We start from the raw sequence: 20,867 nt of genomic DNA, 5'->3' as shown, positions 1-20,867 counted from the left end.
TATTTTTTTGAGTCAGGCAAATATAAATAAACTCAACACAGATTGCGTGGGGTTTAAGATACATTTACCGCCCGGCTAAGCCCGAAAACGATATTGTTGTTGGCTTGGGATAAGACCTACTTTTCTAAATCTTCGGCAATATCTTGAGTGAGTTTTATAAAGGCGTCGACGCTTAGTTGCTCAGGACGTTTATTAAAAATTTCGCTTTCGCGAAAGCTGTCGCTGAGTTCTAATTGTTTAAGGCTGTTTCTAAGGGTTTTGCGCCGTTGCTGAAATGCCATTTTAACCACTTTGAACAATTGATCAGGATCGCAAGCAAGATCTTTGTAATTGGCTTTACGGGTGAGTTTTAGAACTCCGCTGTCTACCTTAGGCGGCGGATTGAAAACACCGGGCGGAACGGTAAATAAATATTCGGCATCATAAAAAGCCTGTGCTAATACCGAAAGAATGCCGTAAGCTTTGCTGCCTTCTGGCTCACAAATGCGCTGCGCCACTTCTTTCTGGAACATTCCGCTAAATTCAGGCACCTGATCGCGCCACTCCAGCATTTTAAACACGATTTGCGTTGAAATATTATACGGGAAATTCCCGGTGATGGCAAAAGCTTGATCCCCATATAATTTGCTGAGATCAAACTTGAGAAAGTCGGCTTCTACAACATTTAAAGTACAGCCTTCCATAAGTTGTGGATGTTCTAATGGAAAGCTGTGATTGAGATACACGATAGACTCGCTGTCAAGGTCTATCGCGGTTACGTTGCTGTCTTTGCGCAACAAATATTTTGTGAGCACACCGGTGCCAGGGCCTATTTCTAAAACTTCAGAATACCCGTCATAGCTTAAGGTTTCAGCTATTTTTTTTGCAATAGTTTCATCCTTCAAAAAGTGTTGACCCAAATGCTTTTTGGCCTTCACAGGATCTTCTGAAGCGGCTTTTTTATGCGTACGGGTAAACTTTTTTTTCATCAATAGGATTTAAAAATGCAGGCTTAAATGATTACTGCGGTTTAAATTCGGTTTGCTCGGTGATGATCTCAAGCTCTGTTCTAAACGAAAGTACTTTATCACCAAAACGCCCGGCTTCTTCACGAAGTTTTGGCGCGTCTTCTTTATAATAGCGGGCAAGAGAATCTTTGCTTTTTGCAGTGTATTGTATCGAGTAGCTCTGGCCACCCATTTCTTCTTTGACTAAAACTTTGGTCATTAAAGCTTTTACAAATTTTCCGGTAGCAAGCATATCTGGGATGTGCTCATTGCGAATCCAGTACAACCAATCGCTGTGTACACTGTCATCAACATTTACCGTAACATTATATATAATCATAGCGCAATTTTATTTAGCACCACCCTAGGGAATAATACCCTAAGGCAGGTCATCTTTTTTTGGTCGGCAAAGATACACATCAGTTGATCGCGTCCCCTCTTAATTTGCGGTATTTTTGCTGCGCATCTACATAAAAAATACTGTCAGCAAAATTAAAAATGATCTTCTCGTACTGCTCTTTTGCTTTTTCGGGCTGATCTAGTTGGTTTGCATATAAATTACCCAAGCGATAATGCGCATCATCTGCAAGAATATCGTCACCGTGTCTCTCTAAAATAAGCAGGTAATTTTGCGCTGCACGATCATATAAGCCTTTATTTTCAAAGATTTTAGCTTGTTCTAGCAAGGTTTCATCCTCAATGGCTTTATCCTTATGTTCAGCTAAAAGCGTGTTGTAAACCTCTAGCGCTGCATCCTGTTTGTTCTGAAAAAGTAACAGATCTGCTTTAGCAAAAGTCTTTAGTGCCGTTTGTGTAGAATCACCCACAGTATTGTCTGTAATCAGTAAATACAAGTCTTGAGCATCGTTAGCGATCAATTGCTCAGCAGAAGATTTTAAAACCTTCAGCTGTGTTTTTGCCCACTCAAAGTCACCTTTGTAATAACTGGTTTTTGCGACTTTAAAACGTGCTTCTTGGGCTAAAATATTGTCTTTTAAATTCTTCTGAATTTGAGAATAATAGATCAATGCTGCGTTGAAGCGTTCCTCGAGAACCAAAATATCAGCAAGTTCCATCTTAACGCGGGCTTCTTGAAACCGATTCAGTTTTAAATTGAGTGTTTCTTTTAAAAATGCCGAAGCTTCTTCCTTTTTATTTTGATTGAAGGCTAAAAAGTGTGCGTATTTAGTTTGTAGATCAAGCGTTTCGGCAGCCGTACCAAATTGATTAAGCAAACTTTTATATGTCGCTTCAATGCTAGCAAAATCTGCCTGATCGTTCTTTTGAACCCTGAGATCCAGTAATTCTTGATGTGCAAATAGGCGCATCTCGTCGCTTGGCGCTTGCTCTACCAGGTATTGATAAATCGTGCTTGCCAGCTCAAAAGCTTCATTTTCCTTGGCTACACTTGCAAGGGTAAAAATGCCATTAAGATCATTTGTGCGTCGTGCGATCGCTTTTTCTTGAATAAATGCTTTGCTGTATTCTTTCTGCTGAATGAACAACCAACTTAACAAACGGTTGTAAAGCAGGTTGGGATCGTCTTGAAGTCTTTTTAGCAGCAGGGTTCTAAAAATGCCGTTGGCTTCATTTTGAGGATCATCAGTGATAAAATCATTAAATGCGCGCTGTGCAAGACTTTGATACCGGTCACTTTCTAAAATAAGGTTGATATATGCATCAAACATCTGCTCAATGTTGCCCTGCTCGCCATAAATGCGGGCCAGTTCCACATTGATATAAACACTGTTTAAGCCGGCGTCTTTTGCTAAAGTATAAGTTGTGGCAGCCTCGTCTAGCAGGTTGTATTTTTTAAACGTTCGGCCTACCATACTTGCTAGCGGCGGATTTGCTCTTACCTGCTCAATAACCTCTGTATACAGTTGTTGCGCTTTAGCATCCAAGCCTTGCAATTGATAATTGTAAGCCAAATCAACTTTGATGTAGACAAGATTTTTAGACAGTTCAAGCGTTTCTAACAGTACTTTCTCGGCTTTGTCGTACTGTTCTAATTGCTGATACGCTTCGACCAAGCTGGTGACCAGATTGGTGTTTCCGGGAGTTTTTGCTACCAAGCCTTCATATAAAAGCGCGGCTTTTTCATAAGCTCCTTGTTGCATATAATTGCGCGCAAGAAGATCTTCTTGAGCCTGAAGCGGCAAAAAGCCAAGTAGAGAAAGAGCTAAGAAAAATATGCGTAACACAGGCTTTCGATTTTAGTTAAAGATACTAAAGTTCAAGCAGTCTCCTGCTTCTAAAACGAAAGCCCGGTTATGCTAGTATTTGTTGCTTAAATTTTATCAAAACCGCAATACGGTACAAGTACCTCAGGAATGGTGATTCCATCTTCGGTTTGATAATTTTCTAGAATTCCGGCAAGTACGCGGGGTAATGCTAGTGAGCTACCATTAAGGGTGTGCGCAAGCTGTTTATTGCCTTCTGCATCTCGGTAACGCAATTTTAAACGATTTGCCTGAAAGGTTTTAAAGTTTGAAACACTACTGATCTCTAACCAACGATCTTGAGCGGTAGAAAACACTTCAAAATCATAAGTAAGACTTGAAGTAAAACCGAGATCACCACCACAAAGGCGTAAAATTCTATACGGTAGCTTTAACTCGTCTAAGATCATTTTTACGTGTTCTACCATTCCATCAAGGGCAGCGTCGCTATCTTCAGCTTTCTCAATGCGAACGATCTCAACTTTATCAAACTGGTGCAGGCGGTTAAGGCCACGTACGTGCGCCCCGTAAGAACCTGCCTCACGGCGGAAACACGGCGTATACCCGGTGCACGTGATAGGTAGATCTTTTTCTTCAAGTAAGCTGTCGCGGAACATATTGGTCACCGGTACTTCAGCGGTTGGAATCAAATAAAGATCATCAACGCCTACGTGATACATTTGACCTTCTTTGTCAGGAAGCTGGCCTGTACCAAAACCAGAAGCTTCATTTACTAGGTGTGGTACTTGCACTTCGTTGTATCCGGCTGCGGTATTCTTATCGAGAAAATAGTTGATAAGCGCGCGTTGTAATCGAGCTCCTTTTCCTTTATAAATAGGAAATCCGGCTCCGGTTACTTTAGTTCCTAATTCAAAATCGATGATGTCATACTTTTTTGCCAATTCCCAATGCGGAAGGCTGCCTTCAGCTAGAACAGGAACATCACCCTTGCGGAAAACTTCTTCATTATCCTCGTCGCTTTTTCCTGCAGGAACGCTTGCTTGCGGAATATTAGGAATCGTATATAGCAACTGATCAAGTTCTTCGACAGTTGCATTAAGTACCTCTTGAAGGTTTTTTGAATCTTCTTTTAACTTACCGGTGCGCTCTTTAAGCAAGTTTGCTTTTTGAGCTTCACCATTTTTAAAAAGCATCCCGATCTCTTTAGAGAGTTTGTTGCTTTCAGCTAGAGTATTGTCTAAGGAGGCTTGCGTGCTACGGCGTTTTTCGTCAAGTGAAAGCACTTGTTCAAACATTTCAGTTGCATCAAAATTACGCTTAGTAAGCGCATTTATGTAATCTTCTTTGTGGTCACGAATGTCTGTAACGTGTAGCATGGCTTTAAATTTTAGACGGCAAAAATACATAAATGCCACTGAAAACAAACCAAGTTTAAACAAACAAGTCTAATCGTATACAACCTAAATTTTTGAAGGTTTACTACGCAGACTTCTCCTCTTTAAAAATGCTTCAAAATATTACTGAAGACCTTCAGGAGCGTACGGTGGTTTTCTTTTTTCGTTGTGCAATGGAGAAGGAAGAATCCACTCATTGTGCCAGAAATAATCCCAAGATGCAGAAGCCATATCGACTTTAGGGTCTATCAAGGTGTGAAAGTCACTATCGTTAACCTTGATCCTACAATTCACATAAATGGCAACCTCTTTGCCTTTTTTGGCGAAATCTTCTTTTATGCGCTGGCAGAATTGCCAAATTACATCTGGTTTTGTGGCTACCACACGCTGTTGTTTCCGAGAGAGCATTTTGCGATAATTGAAACTTTGCTCAAGACCGGTTTTTTTATCGATGACTTTAAAACTTATTCTTCCGCCTTTAGAGCGCAACATCATACGCCAACTGAGGCGATGGCCTTCTTCGGTCCATAATACATCGTCTTTAATGATCCAGTGTCTCAAAGGTAGCGCGATCTGAATTACAAAGTAGAGGCCAAAAAGCGCTACGATGGGTTTGTACGTTTTGGGCTTGATGATTTCATTACCCGAGTATAATTCTTTTCCTTTTAAAAATATATTACGCACAGTTTCCGCAGGAAAAAAGAAAAGCGTGAACGCAAGTGACATATACGGGAAAATCCCGATGTGGAAGATAAAGGAGTTGAACAGGTGAAAAAATATAGATATAAAGAAGGCCATTTTCCGTGTAGGCTTGAATAACAAAGCCGGAATGATCAGACCGTCAAATAAAATACCTACATAAGCGATGCTCCAATGCACCCAATTTTGTTGCAGAAAATCACCCACTAACCAATAGTCTTTGCGTGCTGCCATAAGTTGCGCAGCCATACTTGCATCAAGCCAATCTGGATATATTTTAGCGATAGAGGCGTAGGTGTACACAATCCATAACTGAGCGATAATGATGATATACACCCAGCGAGGCATACTTATTTTTTTCAATTTAGGATTGAACTTGACATCTAGGGATAAGTACCGATGTGCCGGGAGGCAGGCCATGATTCCCAGTAAAAGCATTAAAAGGTAATAATGGTTGTTGTATGAGGATTTTTGCATCAAATAGACGCAAGTCCACATCAAGCCGTAAGCGATTACGCTAAAACGGTATTTAAAACCAAGCATCACAAAAACGCCAAAGAGTCCCATCAGGCCGTAATAGTAATACATCCCATCACCGGGAAGCGGCTGCAAAAAGTCAAAGCCTATAAAGTTAAAGGTAAATTCTCCCTCTAGAAGTGTGTGTTTGATCCATCCTGTGGCGATCGCGCCCCAGGCTTCGGCGGTAATTAGAAAGCCAAAAATCGCCCTGAATACGATGAGGGCACTATTGTCTACACGTTTATACAACCACCGTTCAAGCATCTAATTTTTGGATAAAATCACGCGAAAATCGTTCATCAGCCTGCATAGCAGCGATAAGTTCGTCAACCGAATTGAACTTTTTCTCATCTCTAATGCGGGTGAGCAATTCTATTTGCAAATGTTGATCATAAAGATCAGCTTCAAAATCAAAGAAAAATGTTTCAATAGTAAGATCGCTTCCACCCACTGTGGGGTTAGTGCCAATGCTCATCATACCGTAAACCTCTTTGCCGTTGATGCTAGCTCTAGCGACATAAACGCCTTTTGCCGGAATGAGCTTATAGGTTTCTTCGATCTTTAAATTGGCTGTAGGATAATTGAATTTTTTACCCAATCCTTTTCCGCGAGATACAATACCGTTAAGCATAAACGGGTAGCCTAAATACTCGTTAGCTTTTGTAAGATCACCTTCATTTAAAGCCTTTCTGATTTTAGTAGAACTAACTGCAACGTCATCTACGTCCTGCTTAGAAATCTCTTCAACTTCAAAATCATACTGTGTTCCAAAAGCCTTTAGGTCTTCAATATTGGCATTGCGGTTACGGCCAAAACGATGATCATAACCTATAATGACTTTTCTGGCTTTTAACTGATCTACTAAAATATCTTTTACAAACTCTTCTGCGGTAAGGCGCGAGAAAGCTTTGGTAAACGGGTGAATGATCAAATGATCGAGGCCCGAAGCTTCTAAAAGTGCAATGCGCTCGTCTATGCTGTTTATGAGTTTGATGCCTGTATCTTTTTGCAGCACCATACGCGGATGCGGAAAAAAGGTAAGAACTACAGATTCTAGGTCGTTACTCTGTGCGCTCGCCAAAAGGCGATCTATGATTTTACGATGTCCCAGATGCACGCCGTCAAAAGTTCCGATAGTGACTACCGTGCCTTTGAGACCGTCAAATGTATCTGCTGAAGTATGCTGTTTCAATTTATTTTCCGTTGTAAGCGTTCATCGTATTTGCTATTCCCGAAGCTATAAAACTTTCGATTACTTTGCACGAGATGTCTAGTCTTTCTGGCATATCAAGCTCTTCATCTTTATCCCATTCGCCCAAAACATAATCTATTTGCTTGCCTCGGCTAAAGCGATCTCCAATACCAAATCTAAAGCGCGGGTATTTAGTTGTAGAAAGCTGGTTTTGAATGTCTTTCAACCCGTTGTGTCCGCCATCACTGCCTTTGCTCTTTACCCGAATGGTGCCAAATTCCAGATTGAGATCATCCGTGATCACCAGAATATTTTCAATACTGATGTTCTCTTTCTGCATCCAGTATTTAACTGCTTTACCGCTAAGGTTCATATAGGTGTTGGGCTTGAGCAAAACTACGGTGCGACCTCGTACTTTAGTGTAGGCGATATCGCCAAGTTTTTCGGTTGACCAGGAGGTTTCTTTTTCGCTGGCATAGGCATCAATGATCTTAAAGCCGATGTTATGCCGTGTGTTATCATATTTGGGACCAATGTTCCCCAAACCTATAATTAGGTATTTATTCATAGGATCAATGCTTTCTTTTTTTGAACCGAAAAGCTTGCTGAAAAAGCCTGATGTCATTTTAGAGAATCGTGTTTTTAAAGCTTTTAAAAGCACTTGCCGAAGCGTTAAAGCAAAGCAAGTAAACCTTTGCGCAAATTTATGATTTTGTTGCGTTTTGGACGCAGAATAGGGTTAAGCTTATCAGAAAATTGCAAAACCAAGGTGTTTAAGAAAAGTCAAAAAAAAACACCCGCACTGGCGGGTGTTTTAAGATCAGATAGGTTTTTCAACTTATTCTGCAGCGTCAGCAGCTTGTTCAGTAGCTTCTGTACCTTCTGCAGTTGCTCCTTCTTCATCTTCATCCTCGTCATCAAGGTCTTCAACCATGTTACGTGAAGTTCTAACTTGACAAACAACAGTGTTGTCTGGATGAAGGTATTTCCATTCTCCTTGCTCGATTCCTGTGATGTATAATTTATCACCAATTTTAAGTTTGGTAATATCTGCAACAACATAATCAGGAAGGTTTTTAGGCAATGCCTTAACGCGAAGTGTACGATAAGTTTTACGTAATACACCACCGTTACGTACACCTCTAGAGTTACCCTCGTAGTGTACAGGAATAGTCATAGTTACCTCTTTACCTTCAAAGATTTGATAGAAATCGATGTGAAGTATGCGATCTGTAACCGGGTGAAATTGGATGTCCTGAAGGATTGCCATGTAGGTAGTTCCGTCAAGCTCCAACGTCGCGGTATGCGCATCTGGAGTATAAACCAAACCTTTAAACGCAAGCTCTGGTGCGCTAAAATGAACTGGCTCGTCTCCTCCGTATAATACGCAAGGAACCTCTCCAGCATTACGTAGGGCTTTAGTTGCCTTTTTGCCCACGCTTTCTCTTTTAGATCCTGTGATCGTGATTGACTTCATTTAATTATATATTAAGTATTAATAAATTACATTAAAAATTTTGATGCAATCGATGTGTTACTGTGAACACGATGCATTACATCGGCAAACAATTCGGCGCAACTTAAAATACGCACTTTGCTGCTTTCCTGTTTTGGCGGAATACTGTCTGTAACTATAAGTTCTTGAAGTTTACTGTTTTCAAGACGCTCATAAGCATTACCACTTAACAGTGCGTGTGTACATATTGCTCTCACGCTAAGCGCGCCGCGTTCCATCATTAGGTCTGCAGCTTTAGTTAAGGTTCCGGCAGTATCTACCATATCATCTGCAAGAATCACATTGCGCCCTTTTACATCCCCAATAAGTTCCATATGACTTATTACGTTTGCCTTCTCGCGCTGCTTGTAACAGATAACCACATCACAATCTAAAGCTTTAGAATAGGCGTAAGCTCTTTTAGAACCACCCATATCTGGCGATGCGATTGTTAAGTTTGGCAAATTAAGCGACTCTAAATACGGTAAGAACACTGTTGAAGCAAATAAGTGATCTACCGGACGCTCAAAGAATCCCTGAATTTGATCAGCGTGCAAGTCCATCGTAATGATCCGGGTTGCACCTGCCGTCTCTAACAAGTTAGCCACCAACTTTGCTGCGATAGGAACGCGAGGTTTGTCTTTACGATCTTGACGTGCCCAACCAAAATACGGTAATACTGCTGTAATATGACGTGCCGAAGCGCGTTTTGCAGCGTCTAACATAAGCAACATTTCCATCAGGTTTTCACTGCTTGGCATTGTAGAACCAATAATAAAAACGCGTGAACCGCGAATAGACTCTTCAAAAGAAGGCTGAAACTCGCCGTCACTATAGGTTGATGTGATTATCTTGCCCAGCGGTTGCCCGTAAGCCTTCGCTATTTTTTCGGCTAAATCCCGGCTTTGTGTGCAGGGAAAAATTTTCGCATCAGGGGCTGATAATGACATGGTTATCTTATGTTTAGATTTGCTAAAAGTATAAGAGGCTGCAAAAGTATAAATTAAATTGGCTTCTAAGTATTTATTTGCTATTTATTTGATCGAAGATTGAGAAATTTTATTACTTTTGCGGTCCATTAATGCCTCGGTGGCGGAATTGGTAGACGCGCTGGATTCAAAACCCAGTTCTTAGGAGTGTGGGTTCGATTCCCACCCGGGGTACAAAAGCCTTTAAGCATTGCTTAAAGGCTTTTTTAGTTTTGATTATATTTAGCTTCTAAGCGCATCAAAATAACATATGAATTTCACGACAAAACATACTGCACTTATTTTTAGTTTTTGCTTGGTCTTGTTTTGCGGTGAAATCTTTGCTCAAAAAAATGATGTTTTAGACGAGCTGCTGCAAACCATTGAGCAATCTGAAGCCTACGATCGTATTAAAGTGGAGCGCATCAATGACTTGTCAAAACAACTCTATGCACTTGATGGTGCTTCGGTACAGCAGCAATTTGATTTAAACAGAGCTCTTTTTTTTGAATACCGAATTTTCAAGCAAGATTCGGCTTTTAAGTATGCAATACAATCTAAGCTTCTTGCTGAGCAGTTGGGCGATGAACGTTTAATCGCCGAAACGACACTAGATCTGGCCAATGTTTGTGTTTCCGCAGGAATGTTTAGTGAAGCGCTGGCTTACTTAAATGATGCTGATCTTGAGGATATTCCCAAAGACATTCGTTTTTCCTTAAATGGTTTGTTAGGGCGCTGTTACAGTGATATGGCAGACTACAGTACCATTTCCTATTACTCTGATCTTTACCGTAAGCGCGCTAAAGACTATCATCAGAAATCTTTAGAACTGGCAGTTCCTGATACGTGGGATTTCATTATGCTACGCGGCTACTTAAATTTTAAATACGGAAATCTTGAAGAAGCGCTTAAAGATCTAAAGCCGTCGTTAGCTATGCGGGATGACCTGAGATCACAAGCGGTGGTCAATTCGGTTTTAGGAGATATTTACGTGCAAATGGGGGCAGAGGAACTGGCTATAAAGCACCTTGCTCAATCTTCTATAGCAGATATAAAGTCTTCGGCTAAAGAAAACCTGTCGATGATTCAGTTGGCTGAATTTTTATTTAAAAAAGGTGATGTTAAGCTAGCCTCTGTATTTATTAAAAAAGCCAACGCAGATGCTGAAGCTTATGGCGCACAGCAACGTAAAATACGCGTAGGCGCCATTTTGCCCAATATCGAAGAGCAAATTATTAATCAGGTCGAAACGCAGCGCGCGAGGTTATCTAAGCAAAATATCATGTTGAGTATTCTACTGGTGGTGTTGCTGGCTTTGGCTATAATTACCTACGTACAACTACGTCGACTTAAACGTGCTAGAAAGGCGCTGCTCGTGGCGCACAATGATCTGCAAGTCAAAAACGATCGCATTGTAGAGGTTAATGAGACGGTACACTCTCAAAATGAAGAACTCAATCGGGTTAATGATCTTTTGCTGGAAGCAAATACGATTAAAGAGGAATACATCGGTTTTTTCTTTACACAGGATGCTGATATTTTTGAGAAGTTCAAAGAATTCAAGACCGGGATTGAGCGCAACCTAAAGTCTAATAATTTAGAGCGCATTAAATATTTGACCACGGTTTATGACTTGAAGAAGGAAAAGAAAAAATTGCTTGAAAGTTTTGATGAAGCGTTTATAAAACTCTTTCCCAATTTCATTGCAGAATTCAATGCGTTGCTCAAACCGGAAGAGCAAATCAAGTTGAAAAAAGACCAATTGTTAAATAAAGAGCTTCGCATCTTCGCACTGATTCGTCTCGGGATTAAGCATAATGAAATTATAGCCCAGATTTTAGGGTATTCTGTTAATTCGATCTACGCATACAAGACTAAAATTAGGAATAAATCATTTTTAGATAAGAAGGATTTTGATCAAATGTTGCTCGAAAAAACCCGAATCAAGCAATAAAATTCGGTAATTTTACTATATAATTTCTATATAAAAAATGCTAAGATTAAATTACAATTATTTAATATTCAGTTTTTTATAGTTGATATTCTGCTTTTATTTTCTATATAAAATTTTCTTCACGTAATATCAGCATCTAAAATCTTCAAATTTGCTCTGTATGTGGATTATTGACCTAATCTGATACACAATTAACTTTTAGATTCATTTTAAGAATACGATTTCGTAATAAGTCATTCCGCTTGACGCAAACGTTTTCAAAAAAATGGGTCTTAAAACAGAAACAAGCATTAGCAACTATTTAATGAATGTAAATTTTATGAGAGAACTTTTCAAAAGCTTAAGGTTTTTGCTCTTTATGGTTCCTGTCGCACTCTTTGCGCAAAACTCAGTAACGGGAGTAGTGACCGAGAAGGCAACAGGAATGTCTATTCCCGGAGCAAATATCATTGTACAGGGTACCAGCAATGGTACTACTACAGATTTTGACGGAAACTACACCATCAACAACGTGAATGAAGGTGATGTTTTGTTGTTTTCGTTTTTGGGCTTTACCGAGCAACAAATCACGTATACCGGGCAAGCCACAGTAAATGTCGCGTTAGAAGAAAACCAGACCAGCCTAGATGAAGTCGTGGTAATTGGTTATGGTAGCGTGACCAAAAAAGATGCGACCGGTGCGGTAAATCAGGTGTCTACCGAAGATTTTAATAAAGGTCAGGTGAACACTGCAGGGCAGTTGATCACCGGTAAAATTGCCGGGGTTACAGTAACCTCAGGAGGTGGAGCACCTGGTGAGGGGCAGAACATCAATATTCGAGGTATTGGTTCGATTTCTTTAAACAGTTCGCCTTTGTATGTTGTTGACGGGATTCCGTTAGATAACAGCAATGTGGGTGGATCGCGTAACCCGTTAGATTTTATCAACCCGGCGGATATTGAAAGTATGACCGTGCTTAAAGATGCATCTTCTACGGCGATTTACGGTTCGCGAGCAGCAAACGGGGTGATTTTGATCACAACCAAAAAAGGAAAAGGAACCGAATTCAAATTCAACTATAGCGGCGCAACTACGGTGTACAGACCTACAAATTATGTAGATGTGATGAATGGCGATGAGTTTAGAACGCTGGTGAACAGAGTAGGTAATGATGCGGCGAGAGCGCGTTTAGGAAACGCTTCTATAAACTGGCAAGAAGAGATCTATACTGAGGCGATGGGTGCAGAGCACAACATCAGCACCACCGGGAATGTAGGTAATTTTATGCCGGTACGTGCCTCATTAGGATATACCAATCAGGATGGGGTTTTACGTGGTGATAACTTTACCAGAACTACAGGTTCGGTAAGTTTAAGACCTAGTGTGCTTGACGGTTATTTAAAGGCTGAAATCAACGCCCGCGGAATGTACACCGAAAACGAATTTGCCAATCGTGATGCGATTGGAGCTTCGGTAGATTACGATCCTACAAAACCTATCTATAGTGCAGATTCACCATTTTCAAACTACAACGGTTGGTATATTTATAATGCTGAAGCAGATCGCTTTATTCAGAATAGCCTTTCCCCCACAAACCCAATCGCGTTGATCAATGAAAAGGACGATTCTGCAGAGATCAGAAGGTTTATAGGAAATGCTAAAATCGATTATAAACTGCATTTTTTCTCAGATATCACTGCTACGGTTAACATTGGTCTAGATAAAACCAATAGCCACGGAAGAACTATTGTTTCAGAAAATATGCCTTCTTCGCAATTAGATTGGAATGGTTCATATTCTAATTACATCAACAGGGCGACTAACCAACTTTTTGATGCTTACTTGACGTACGACAAAGATTTTGGGAAGAGTTCGTTAAATGCTGTTGCCGGGTATTCTTACCAAAGTTTTGAGTACGATAACTACAGCTTTGATAGCGAAGCACAAGAAGAAGGTAATGATGCCGAATTTATTGATAAATGGAGAAGCACCTTGCTTTCTTATTTTGGTCGTGCAAACTATAACTATGACGACCGCTATTTATTAACCGCTACGATGCGTGCGGATGCCTCTTCTAAGTTGAATCCGGATGATCGCTGGGGATATTTCCCATCATTTGCAGTAGCTTGGAATATCAACAATGAGGATTTCTTCAATTCTGAAACCATCAACCAGCTGAAATTACGCGTAGGTTATGGTGAGATCGCTAACGTAAACGGTCTTGGAGATTATCTTTTCTTGACCAATTATACCGGAAGTAGATCAAATGCCAACTATCAGTTTGGAGATACTTATTATCAAACCTACCGTCCAGATGCATACAATGAAGATTTGCGTTGGGAAGTAGGTAAGACCTTTAACGCAGGTATTGATTATGCCTTATTCAACAACCGTGTAACGGGTTCGTTAAACGCTTATCTTAAGAAAACCGAAGATCTGATCAGTTTTGTAACGGTAGATCCATTTACCAATTTCTCTAATAAGATCAACAAGAATATTGGAGATATGGAGAATAAGGGTATCGAGTTTGAACTGAACGTAACTCCTGTTCAAACTGAAGATTTTACTTGGAGAATAGGCTATAACGTTGCTTATAACGATAACGAAATCACCAACCTTCCTGATCAAGTTGAAGTAGGTGGGATTTCAGGAGGAACCGGTAATACCGTGCAACTTCACAAAGAAGGGTATACTCCGTTTAGCTACTGGGTTTACAAGCAAGTGTATGATGATAATGGTCGTCCTATTGAGGGTGCTTTTGTAGACCGCAACGGTGATAGCCAGATCAATGATGAAGATCGCTACTTGTATAAAGATCCGTTTGCAGATGTTACAATGGGGCTTAATACAAACCTTAACTACAAGAGCTGGGATTTGGCGATCGTAACGCGTGCGAGCTTAGGAAATTATGCATACAACAATATGGCTTCGAGCAGATCGTATGAAGTACGTGCTACCGAAAACAGCATTCTTACCAATTTACACAGAGATTATTTCAATACAGGTTTTCAGACCATTACAGAGTCTAGTTTGCAGAGTGATTACTATGTGCAAAATGCCTCGTTCTTTAAACTTGATAACATAACTCTTGGGTACACGTTTCCGCAGTTATTTGACGATGCTTCGTTGAGACTGTATGGTTCTGCGCAAAACGTGTTGATCATCACCGAATATGACGGATTAGATCCTGAAATAAGCGGAGGTATCGATAACAACTTCTACCCAAGACCACGAATTTTCACATTTGGTGTAAATCTAAATTTCTAAAAAACTATGAAAATGAATTACATTAAAAAAATAGCGCTTCTTATTCCTACGCTTTTGCTCATTGCGTGTCACGATGATTTAGATCAGACACCCATTGATCCAGATAGTTTTACTGAAACTAACGTGTTTGCAAATGCTGACGAAGCAAAAGGAGCTTTGGCAAAATTATATGCCAGTCTTGCGCTAACCGGTCAGCAAGGGCCTGCAGGACAAGCCGATATTACAGGTATTGATGAAGGTACTTCACAATACTCGAGATTATTATTCAGTTTAAATGAATTAACCACAGACAATGCGGTGGTAGGTTGGGGAGACCCCGGTTTGCCTAATTTGCACGCAATGAACTGGGGTGCGGGTAACGACTTTACTACCGGTATGTATTACCGTCTGGCGCAAGAGGTTTCGTTTACCAATTCGTTTATTGAAAATGCACAGCTGTTAAACGATAATGCTGAGGTTGAGGCATACATCGCCGAAGCGCGTTTTCTAAGAGCTTTTGCGTATTTCAATTTGATGGATCTGTTTGGCGATGTGCCATTAGTGACTGTAGTTTCTACAGATCTACCTGAGCAAAGTACGCGTTCTGAAATTTTCAATTTTGTTGAAGGTGAACTCCTTGAAATTCAAGATCTGTTAAAAGAAAGCGGAGCTAATGAATATGGGCGTGTAGACCGTGTTGCTGCCTGGGCGTTGCTTTCTAAATTGTATTTGAATGCTCAAGTTTGGACGGGAACAGAACGGTATACTGATGCGATTACATATGCTGAAATGGCGATCAACTCAAGCTACAGCATCAACACAACAGATGCTAACGGAAATGGCTCAGCCTACGACGAACTTTTCTTAGCTGATAACAATTCAAACGGAGCACAAAACGAATTTATTTTCGCTCTCAATTTTGACGGAAACAATTCACGTACCTACGGTGGAACCACCTTTTTAGTTCACGCTGCAATTGGTGGCTCTATGGACGCATTCAACTTTGGTGTGAATGGCGGCTGGAGCGGTCTACGTACGACCAAAGCTTTGGTAAATAAATTTGATGCTTCAGTGACCGAAAGTGATGCTGACGGCAATCCTACCGCTTGGGCAGACTCGCGTGCGATGTTCTATACAGACGGGCAGAGTTTTGAAATCAACACCATTGCTAACCAGTTTACCGATGGCTATGCGGTAACAAAATTCACCAATATTGATTCTAACGGCGCTGCCGGAAGCGATACCGGTGGGGATTTTGTAGATACTGATTTGCCTATCATTCGCCTTGCGGAAATCTACCTTACCTATGCAGAAGCCGTGCTTAGAGGCGGTGCAGGAGGTGATGTGAATACCGCTGCAGGATACATCAATGAGCTGAGAGCACGTGCCTATGGCAATACTAGTGGAAACATCACAAGTGCGGCATTGACATTAGATTTTATTCTTGATGAGCGCGCTCGCGAACTGTACTGGGAAGGACAGCGCAGAACAGATTTAATTCGCTTTAACGATTTTACTACTGGCAATTATCTATGGCCATTTAAAGGCGGTTCGCGTTCAGGAACGGCGGTAGATGAGTTTAGAAACTTATTTCCGTTGCCAAGTAATATAATATTGATTAACACCAACCTTACTCAAAATCCGGGGTACTAATACATAAAAGAAACGATGAAAAATTTAACACTTGTTTTTATTGCGCTTATTGCAGCTTTAAACTTTACAGCTTGTACAGATGATGACGGTTTTACATTTACCGCAAAGCCAGATCCTGAGGGGGTAGTTTTTACAAACTCAACACTAGAAACTTATAATTTGATGGCTTCTAGTTCAGATAATTTAGCAGAACGTTTTGTATGGAATGAAGTAGACTTTGGTGTACAAACTCCGGTGAATTATGAGATTCAGGGTGCTACAACTGAGAGCTTTGAGACTTTTTCTGTTATTGGTGTAGGTACACAAACCAATCTTCCGGTAACGGTAGGTAATATGTTGAGTTTAGCGCGTGAAGCCGGTTTGGATAACGATCCGCTTACTCCTGAACCTAACACCGGGATGATCTACTTTAGAGTGCGTGCTTATGTAGGTGCTGATGCAGGAAATGTGGTAGAACAATTTTCTGATGCGCTAGCGATTTCAGTAACCCTTCCGGAAGCTGAAGAAGAGGAGGAGATTCAATTGCCTCAAATCTTTGTGGTGGGTAACTTCTTAACTGGAGGTGGTTATGGTTCAGACTGGACTCCTGCTGATGCAGTTCCGCTTGCCGCTTCTGCTGAAGGAAACACAGATTATGAAGGTTTCGTTTTTGTAAACTCAGATACTCCTGAACTTAAATTCTTACCTACTAACGAAAGTTTTGACGGGGATTACGGAGATACCGGTGAAAATAACGGTGACTTTTCAGGAACTATCGAGCAAGAAGGTGAAGTAAATGCAGGAACTCCTGACGGAACCGGCGGCTATTACTTGATCAATGTAGATACCGAAGCATTAACCTATGCGATGACTAAAACCAGCTGGGGAATCATTGGTAACGCAACACCAACAGGATGGGACAGCGATACCGATATGGTTTACGATCCTGCTACAAAAATCTGGTCACTTACCTTAGATCTTACCGAGCAAGAAGCTCCTGATAACGGTATCAAATTCAGAGCAAATGATGCTTGGGACTTAAATATAGGTGATAACGATGCAGACGGAACAATGGAGTTTGGTGGTCAGAACATCGGTATTCCGGAAGATGGAAATTATACCATCACGCTTGATTTGAGCAATCCTAGACAATACAAGTACTCGATTACTAAAAATTAATCACCCATACGAGCTGATGCTGTTTTTAGGCATCAGCTTGTTTTGAAAATCTTATAACTATGAAACAGTATTTTTTTAAATATCCGTTTCTGCTTTTGCTGTTGCTTGCTATCAGCATAAGCTGTTCATCAGACGATGATGCAGCGGTAGAGGCAGAGGAAGGTCAGGAAACCCCGGATCCGGTAGCGTATCAAGCGCTTAATTTAGCCGAGTATGATAATGGAAGCCGCGTGATGATGCAAGCGTTTTACTGGGATGTAGAACCGCGTTTTGAATGGTGGAACACGATTTCTTCTCAGTTAGAAGATTGGAGTGCAGCCGGAGTCAATCGTATCTGGTTACCGCCGGCGACCAAAGGTCAATCAGGTGGATACTCTATGGGGTATGATGTTTCAGATTATTTTGATTTTGGTGATTATGAGCAGCACGGTACGGTGGCAACACGCTTCGGGACACGTACTGATCTGGAGAACCTTATCGCTACCGCACACGATAACAATATCGAAGTGATCGCAGATATCGTGTTGAATCACAATTCGGGTGGTGGCTTAGAGTACAATCCGTATCGCGGTTATGATACATATAGTCTTTTTGATGAAACACACGGGAATGCTTCGGGTATGTTCAACAGAAATTACGAAGATTTTTATCCAAATAGTGTGAGTAATTACGATCCGGGCAGCTTGTTTTACGCGGAGACCAATCTGGATCATCACAGAGAGCGCGTGCAAAACTGGTTGTGGAAAGATGAGAATTCCGTAGCAAAATATTATAAGAATGTGATGGGCTTTGACGGCTGGAGATTTGACTATGTTTTAGGATTCGAGTCATTTGTGATCAAAGATTTCTTGGCGGAAGTTGGTGGTTTTTCTGTGAGCGAATTATGGGACGGCGATCCTGATCTTATTCGCGAGCATATTGAAGCTACAGGAAGTGGTGCATTTGATTTTGCAGCCTTTTACCGTATGGAGCAGGCGTTTGATCGTTACAGCGATTTGACCTATTTGACCAGAGATCAGGTTTGGCAAACGCATCCTGACAAGGCAGTGACTTTTACCGCAAATCACGATACCGAAAAAGACGGGAACATCGATAACTACATTGAGCGCGAAAACAAACTCAAGGCGTATGCATTTATTATGACGCATCCCGGGTATCCTACCTTGTTTTATTCAGATTATCAAAACGAAGCTTTTAAAGCACAATTGGATAAGTTAGTGAGTATTCACAATTCGCTTGCTGTTGGAGACCTAGAAGTACTTTATACCGATGAGGATGAATATATCGCAAAGCGAAAAGGAACCGACGCTAATCCCGGTCTTATCATTTATATCACGACCAATACAAGTACTAAGCGCCGTACTATAAACACGGGATGGAGTAGCCGTCAATTGATGGATTACACAGAAAATTCAACTTACTATCCGGCGACAGCCGAAGATGGAAGCACCCAGCTGGAAGCTCCGGCTAACGGTTACGCGATCTGGTCTGTGATGGAAGAGTAAACGCTTTAATACAGCGTATGTGAGTACAAGAAGAAATCCTTCAGCCGGATATTATCCCCTAAAATATTCGGCTGTTTTTTTAATTCAATTCCTATGAAACTTTTTTTTAATTCAATGCTCTTTTTGTTTCTGTTTAGCGCTCCGTTGTGCGCGCAAATAGATCGGGTAGAGCCACCGTACTGGTGGGCCGATATGGAAACTTCTGAAGTGCAAATTCTTTTTTACGGAGAAAATATCGCAGCCTACGATGTTTCCACCGAAGATGAGGTGCTCATCACGGGGGTGACAAAAACCGAAAATCCCAATTACCTTTTTGTCACTATCGAAACCGATGGACTTCAGGCGGGAACGTTTCAGTTTAACTTCAGTAAAAAAGGGAAAAAGTCGTTTACACGAACTTATGAATTAAAAAAGCGCGAAGCAGGTTCGGCACAGCGCCAAGGTTATGACAGCAGCGATGCGATGTATTTATTAATGCCCGATCGCTTTGCTAACGGGAATCCGGATAATGATTCTGTTGAAGGATTAACCGATACCTATGATCGTGAAGCAAGCGGCGGTAGACACGGCGGCGATTTACAGGGGATTACAGATCATTTAGACTATCTCGAAGATTTAGGGGTGACTACTATTTGGAGCACGCCTTTGCTTGAAGATAACGACCCGGGATATTCGTATCATACTTATGCGCAAAGTGATGTATATAAAATAGATCCGCGCTACGGAACCAATGCAGACTATAGAAATCTCGCAGACGAACTGCATAAACGCGAGATGAAGCTGGTGATGGATTATGTGACCAATCATTGGGGCGCAGAACACTGGATGATCAAAGATTTGCCTACCTATGATTGGATCAATCAGTTTCCCGGTTACGCCCAATCTAATTACCGCATGGAAACGCAATACGATATGCACGCGGCAGAGCGTGATCAGCATTATTGTGTAGATGGCTGGTTTGTAAAAACGATGCCAGATCTCAATCAGAAGAATCCATTGGTGTTGCAATACTTAATTCAAAATGCAATCTGGTGGATCGAGTATGCCAATCTTGACGGATTTCGAGTAGATACCTACAGCTATAATGATAAAGAAGGAATTTCAAAATGGACCAAAGCCATTATGGATGAGTACCCCAATTTCAATATTGTTGGAGAGGTCTGGTTACATGATCAGGCGCAAATCGCTTATTGGCAAAAGGATAGTAAAATAGGTGCCATTCAAAATTACAATACCCACTTACCCTCGGTGATGGATTTCACGCTGCACGACGGCCTCACCTCAATGTTTTCTGAAGGTGCGGGTTGGGATACCGGGATGATGAAAGCCTATAACAACTTTGTAAACGACTTTTTATATCCGGATATCAACAATCTTTTAGTCTTTTTAGAGAATCACGACACCGGGAGATTTAATGAGATCTATGACCAAAACCTCGACAATTATAAGTTGGGACTTGCCTTGATCGCAACCACACGCGGCATTCCGCAGTTGTATTACGGCTCTGAAATAGGTATGCGTGGCGATAAAGGAAAAGGTGATGGGGATATTCGTAGAGATTTTCCGGGAGGCTGGAAAGATGATGCGCAGAATGCCTTTGAAGCAGCATCCAGAACCCAGCAGCAGGAGGCTTTTTTCAGCTTTACTAAAAAACTAATGAATTGGCGTAAAACCGCCAAAGCCGTTCATCAAGGATCTTTGACGCAATTTATTCCTGAAAATGATGTGTACGTGTATTTCAGGATTCTTGGAGATGAAAAAATTATGGTCGTGCTTAACAACAGCTCAAGCGATCAAACTTTAGACTTAGGACGTTTCCGTGAAGTCTTACCGGACGCCGGCAACGGTTTCGAGATTCTTTCTGGCCGTAGTATCAAACTGGAGGAAACGCTCGAAGTTTCAGCAAAAACACCCTTGATCATTCAACTAAATTAG

15 protein-coding genes and 1 tRNA gene are annotated in these 20,867 nt (G+C 41.1%); 7 read left to right on the top strand and 9 right to left on the bottom strand.

Features of this window, described 5'->3' with window-relative positions; translation table 11 throughout:
* Positions 1-116: 116 nt before the first annotated feature.
* From rsmA to BUA96_RS03655, 9 genes are all read right to left on the bottom strand, one after another.
* Positions 117-968: a 16S rRNA (adenine(1518)-N(6)/adenine(1519)-N(6))-dimethyltransferase RsmA gene (rsmA, locus tag BUA96_RS03695; protein ID WP_072980572.1), complete on the bottom strand. Its 852-nt coding sequence runs from the start codon at positions 966-968 to the stop codon at positions 117-119.
* Between the two features lie 31 nt (positions 969-999).
* A complete protein-coding gene (locus BUA96_RS03690; protein WP_072980570.1) occupies positions 1,000-1,326 on the bottom strand; it encodes a DUF4286 family protein in 327 nt (108 codons plus the stop codon).
* Positions 1,327-1,405: 79 nt separating this feature from the next.
* A complete protein-coding gene (locus BUA96_RS03685; protein WP_072980568.1) occupies positions 1,406-3,190 on the bottom strand; it encodes a tetratricopeptide repeat protein in 1,785 nt (594 codons plus the stop codon).
* 86 nt (positions 3,191-3,276) lie between these two features.
* Positions 3,277-4,545: a serine--tRNA ligase gene (serS, locus tag BUA96_RS03680; RefSeq protein WP_072981736.1), complete on the bottom strand. Its 1,269-nt coding sequence runs from the start codon at positions 4,543-4,545 to the stop codon at positions 3,277-3,279.
* Positions 4,546-4,686: 141 nt separating this feature from the next.
* Entirely contained in the window at positions 4,687-6,045 is a 1,359-nt protein-coding gene (locus BUA96_RS03675; RefSeq protein ID WP_072980566.1) for an HTTM domain-containing protein, read from the bottom strand.
* Positions 6,038-6,973 (bottom strand): bifunctional riboflavin kinase/FAD synthetase, encoded by a 936-nt coding sequence (locus BUA96_RS03670; protein ID WP_072980564.1) that lies wholly within the window; start codon positions 6,971-6,973, stop codon positions 6,038-6,040. The genes BUA96_RS03675 and BUA96_RS03670 overlap by 8 nt, the downstream gene beginning before the upstream one ends.
* 1 nt (position 6,974) lies before the next feature.
* Entirely contained in the window at positions 6,975-7,541 is a 567-nt protein-coding gene (gene pth / locus BUA96_RS03665; RefSeq protein WP_225599551.1) for an aminoacyl-tRNA hydrolase, read from the bottom strand.
* Positions 7,542-7,811: 270 nt separating this feature from the next.
* The gene (locus BUA96_RS03660; RefSeq protein ID WP_072980560.1) at positions 7,812-8,450 is read right to left on the bottom strand and encodes a 50S ribosomal protein L25/general stress protein Ctc; all 639 of its coding nucleotides are present in this window, start codon (positions 8,448-8,450) and stop codon (positions 7,812-7,814) included.
* Between the two features lie 26 nt (positions 8,451-8,476).
* Positions 8,477-9,418, bottom strand: a complete 942-nt coding sequence (locus BUA96_RS03655) for a ribose-phosphate pyrophosphokinase (protein ID WP_072980558.1) — start codon at positions 9,416-9,418, stop codon at positions 8,477-8,479.
* A 133-nt stretch (positions 9,419-9,551) separates the two neighbouring features.
* Here BUA96_RS03655 and BUA96_RS03650 point away from each other — a divergent pair.
* From BUA96_RS03650 to BUA96_RS03620, 7 genes are all read left to right on the top strand, one after another.
* Positions 9,552-9,631, top strand: a tRNA-Leu gene (locus BUA96_RS03650).
* Positions 9,632-9,707: 76 nt separating this feature from the next.
* Positions 9,708-11,390 (top strand): DUF6377 domain-containing protein, encoded by a 1,683-nt coding sequence (locus BUA96_RS03645; protein WP_072980556.1) that lies wholly within the window; start codon positions 9,708-9,710, stop codon positions 11,388-11,390.
* 319 nt (positions 11,391-11,709) lie between these two features.
* Positions 11,710-14,637 (top strand): SusC/RagA family TonB-linked outer membrane protein, encoded by a 2,928-nt coding sequence (locus BUA96_RS03640; RefSeq protein WP_128755649.1) that lies wholly within the window; start codon positions 11,710-11,712, stop codon positions 14,635-14,637.
* 6 nt (positions 14,638-14,643) lie between these two features.
* Entirely contained in the window at positions 14,644-16,269 is a 1,626-nt protein-coding gene (locus BUA96_RS03635) for a RagB/SusD family nutrient uptake outer membrane protein (RefSeq protein ID WP_072980553.1), read from the top strand.
* Positions 16,270-16,284: 15 nt separating this feature from the next.
* Positions 16,285-17,427: a SusE domain-containing protein gene (locus tag BUA96_RS03630; protein WP_072980551.1), complete on the top strand. Its 1,143-nt coding sequence runs from the start codon at positions 16,285-16,287 to the stop codon at positions 17,425-17,427.
* Positions 17,428-17,486: 59 nt separating this feature from the next.
* Positions 17,487-18,932 (top strand): alpha-amylase, encoded by a 1,446-nt coding sequence (locus tag BUA96_RS03625; protein WP_072980549.1) that lies wholly within the window; start codon positions 17,487-17,489, stop codon positions 18,930-18,932.
* Between the two features lie 93 nt (positions 18,933-19,025).
* Positions 19,026-20,867 (top strand): glycoside hydrolase family 13 protein, encoded by a 1,842-nt coding sequence (locus tag BUA96_RS03620; protein ID WP_072980543.1) that lies wholly within the window; start codon positions 19,026-19,028, stop codon positions 20,865-20,867.

Source organism: Leeuwenhoekiella palythoae (assembly GCF_900130045.1).
Classification (GTDB): domain Bacteria; phylum Bacteroidota; class Bacteroidia; order Flavobacteriales; family Flavobacteriaceae; genus Leeuwenhoekiella; species Leeuwenhoekiella palythoae.
This window is presented reverse-complemented; position numbering and strand designations above follow the sequence as displayed.

Excerpts from the sequence above, each read along its gene's own strand:
- BUA96_RS03640 (WP_128755649.1), top strand. The coding sequence starts at position 11,710 with ATGAGAGAACTTTTCAAAAGCTTAAGGTTTTTGCTCTTTATGGTTCCT.
- BUA96_RS03690 (WP_072980570.1), bottom strand. The coding sequence starts at position 1,326 with ATGATTATATATAATGTTACGGTAAATGTTGATGACAGTGTACACAGC.
- BUA96_RS03635 (WP_072980553.1), top strand. The coding sequence starts at position 14,644 with ATGAAAATGAATTACATTAAAAAAATAGCGCTTCTTATTCCTACGCTT.
- BUA96_RS03630 (WP_072980551.1), top strand. The coding sequence starts at position 16,285 with ATGAAAAATTTAACACTTGTTTTTATTGCGCTTATTGCAGCTTTAAAC.
- pth (WP_225599551.1), bottom strand. The coding sequence starts at position 7,541 with ATGAATAAATACCTAATTATAGGTTTGGGGAACATTGGTCCCAAATAT.
- rsmA (WP_072980572.1), bottom strand. The coding sequence starts at position 968 with ATGAAAAAAAAGTTTACCCGTACGCATAAAAAAGCCGCTTCAGAAGAT.
- BUA96_RS03675 (WP_072980566.1), bottom strand. The coding sequence starts at position 6,045 with ATGCTTGAACGGTGGTTGTATAAACGTGTAGACAATAGTGCCCTCATC.
- BUA96_RS03620 (WP_072980543.1), top strand. The coding sequence starts at position 19,026 with ATGAAACTTTTTTTTAATTCAATGCTCTTTTTGTTTCTGTTTAGCGCT.
- serS (WP_072981736.1), bottom strand. The coding sequence starts at position 4,545 with ATGCTACACGTTACAGACATTCGTGACCACAAAGAAGATTACATAAAT.
- BUA96_RS03655 (WP_072980558.1), bottom strand. The coding sequence starts at position 9,418 with ATGTCATTATCAGCCCCTGATGCGAAAATTTTTCCCTGCACACAAAGC.
- BUA96_RS03625 (WP_072980549.1), top strand. The coding sequence starts at position 17,487 with ATGAAACAGTATTTTTTTAAATATCCGTTTCTGCTTTTGCTGTTGCTT.
- BUA96_RS03660 (WP_072980560.1), bottom strand. The coding sequence starts at position 8,450 with ATGAAGTCAATCACGATCACAGGATCTAAAAGAGAAAGCGTGGGCAAA.
- BUA96_RS03645 (WP_072980556.1), top strand. The coding sequence starts at position 9,708 with ATGAATTTCACGACAAAACATACTGCACTTATTTTTAGTTTTTGCTTG.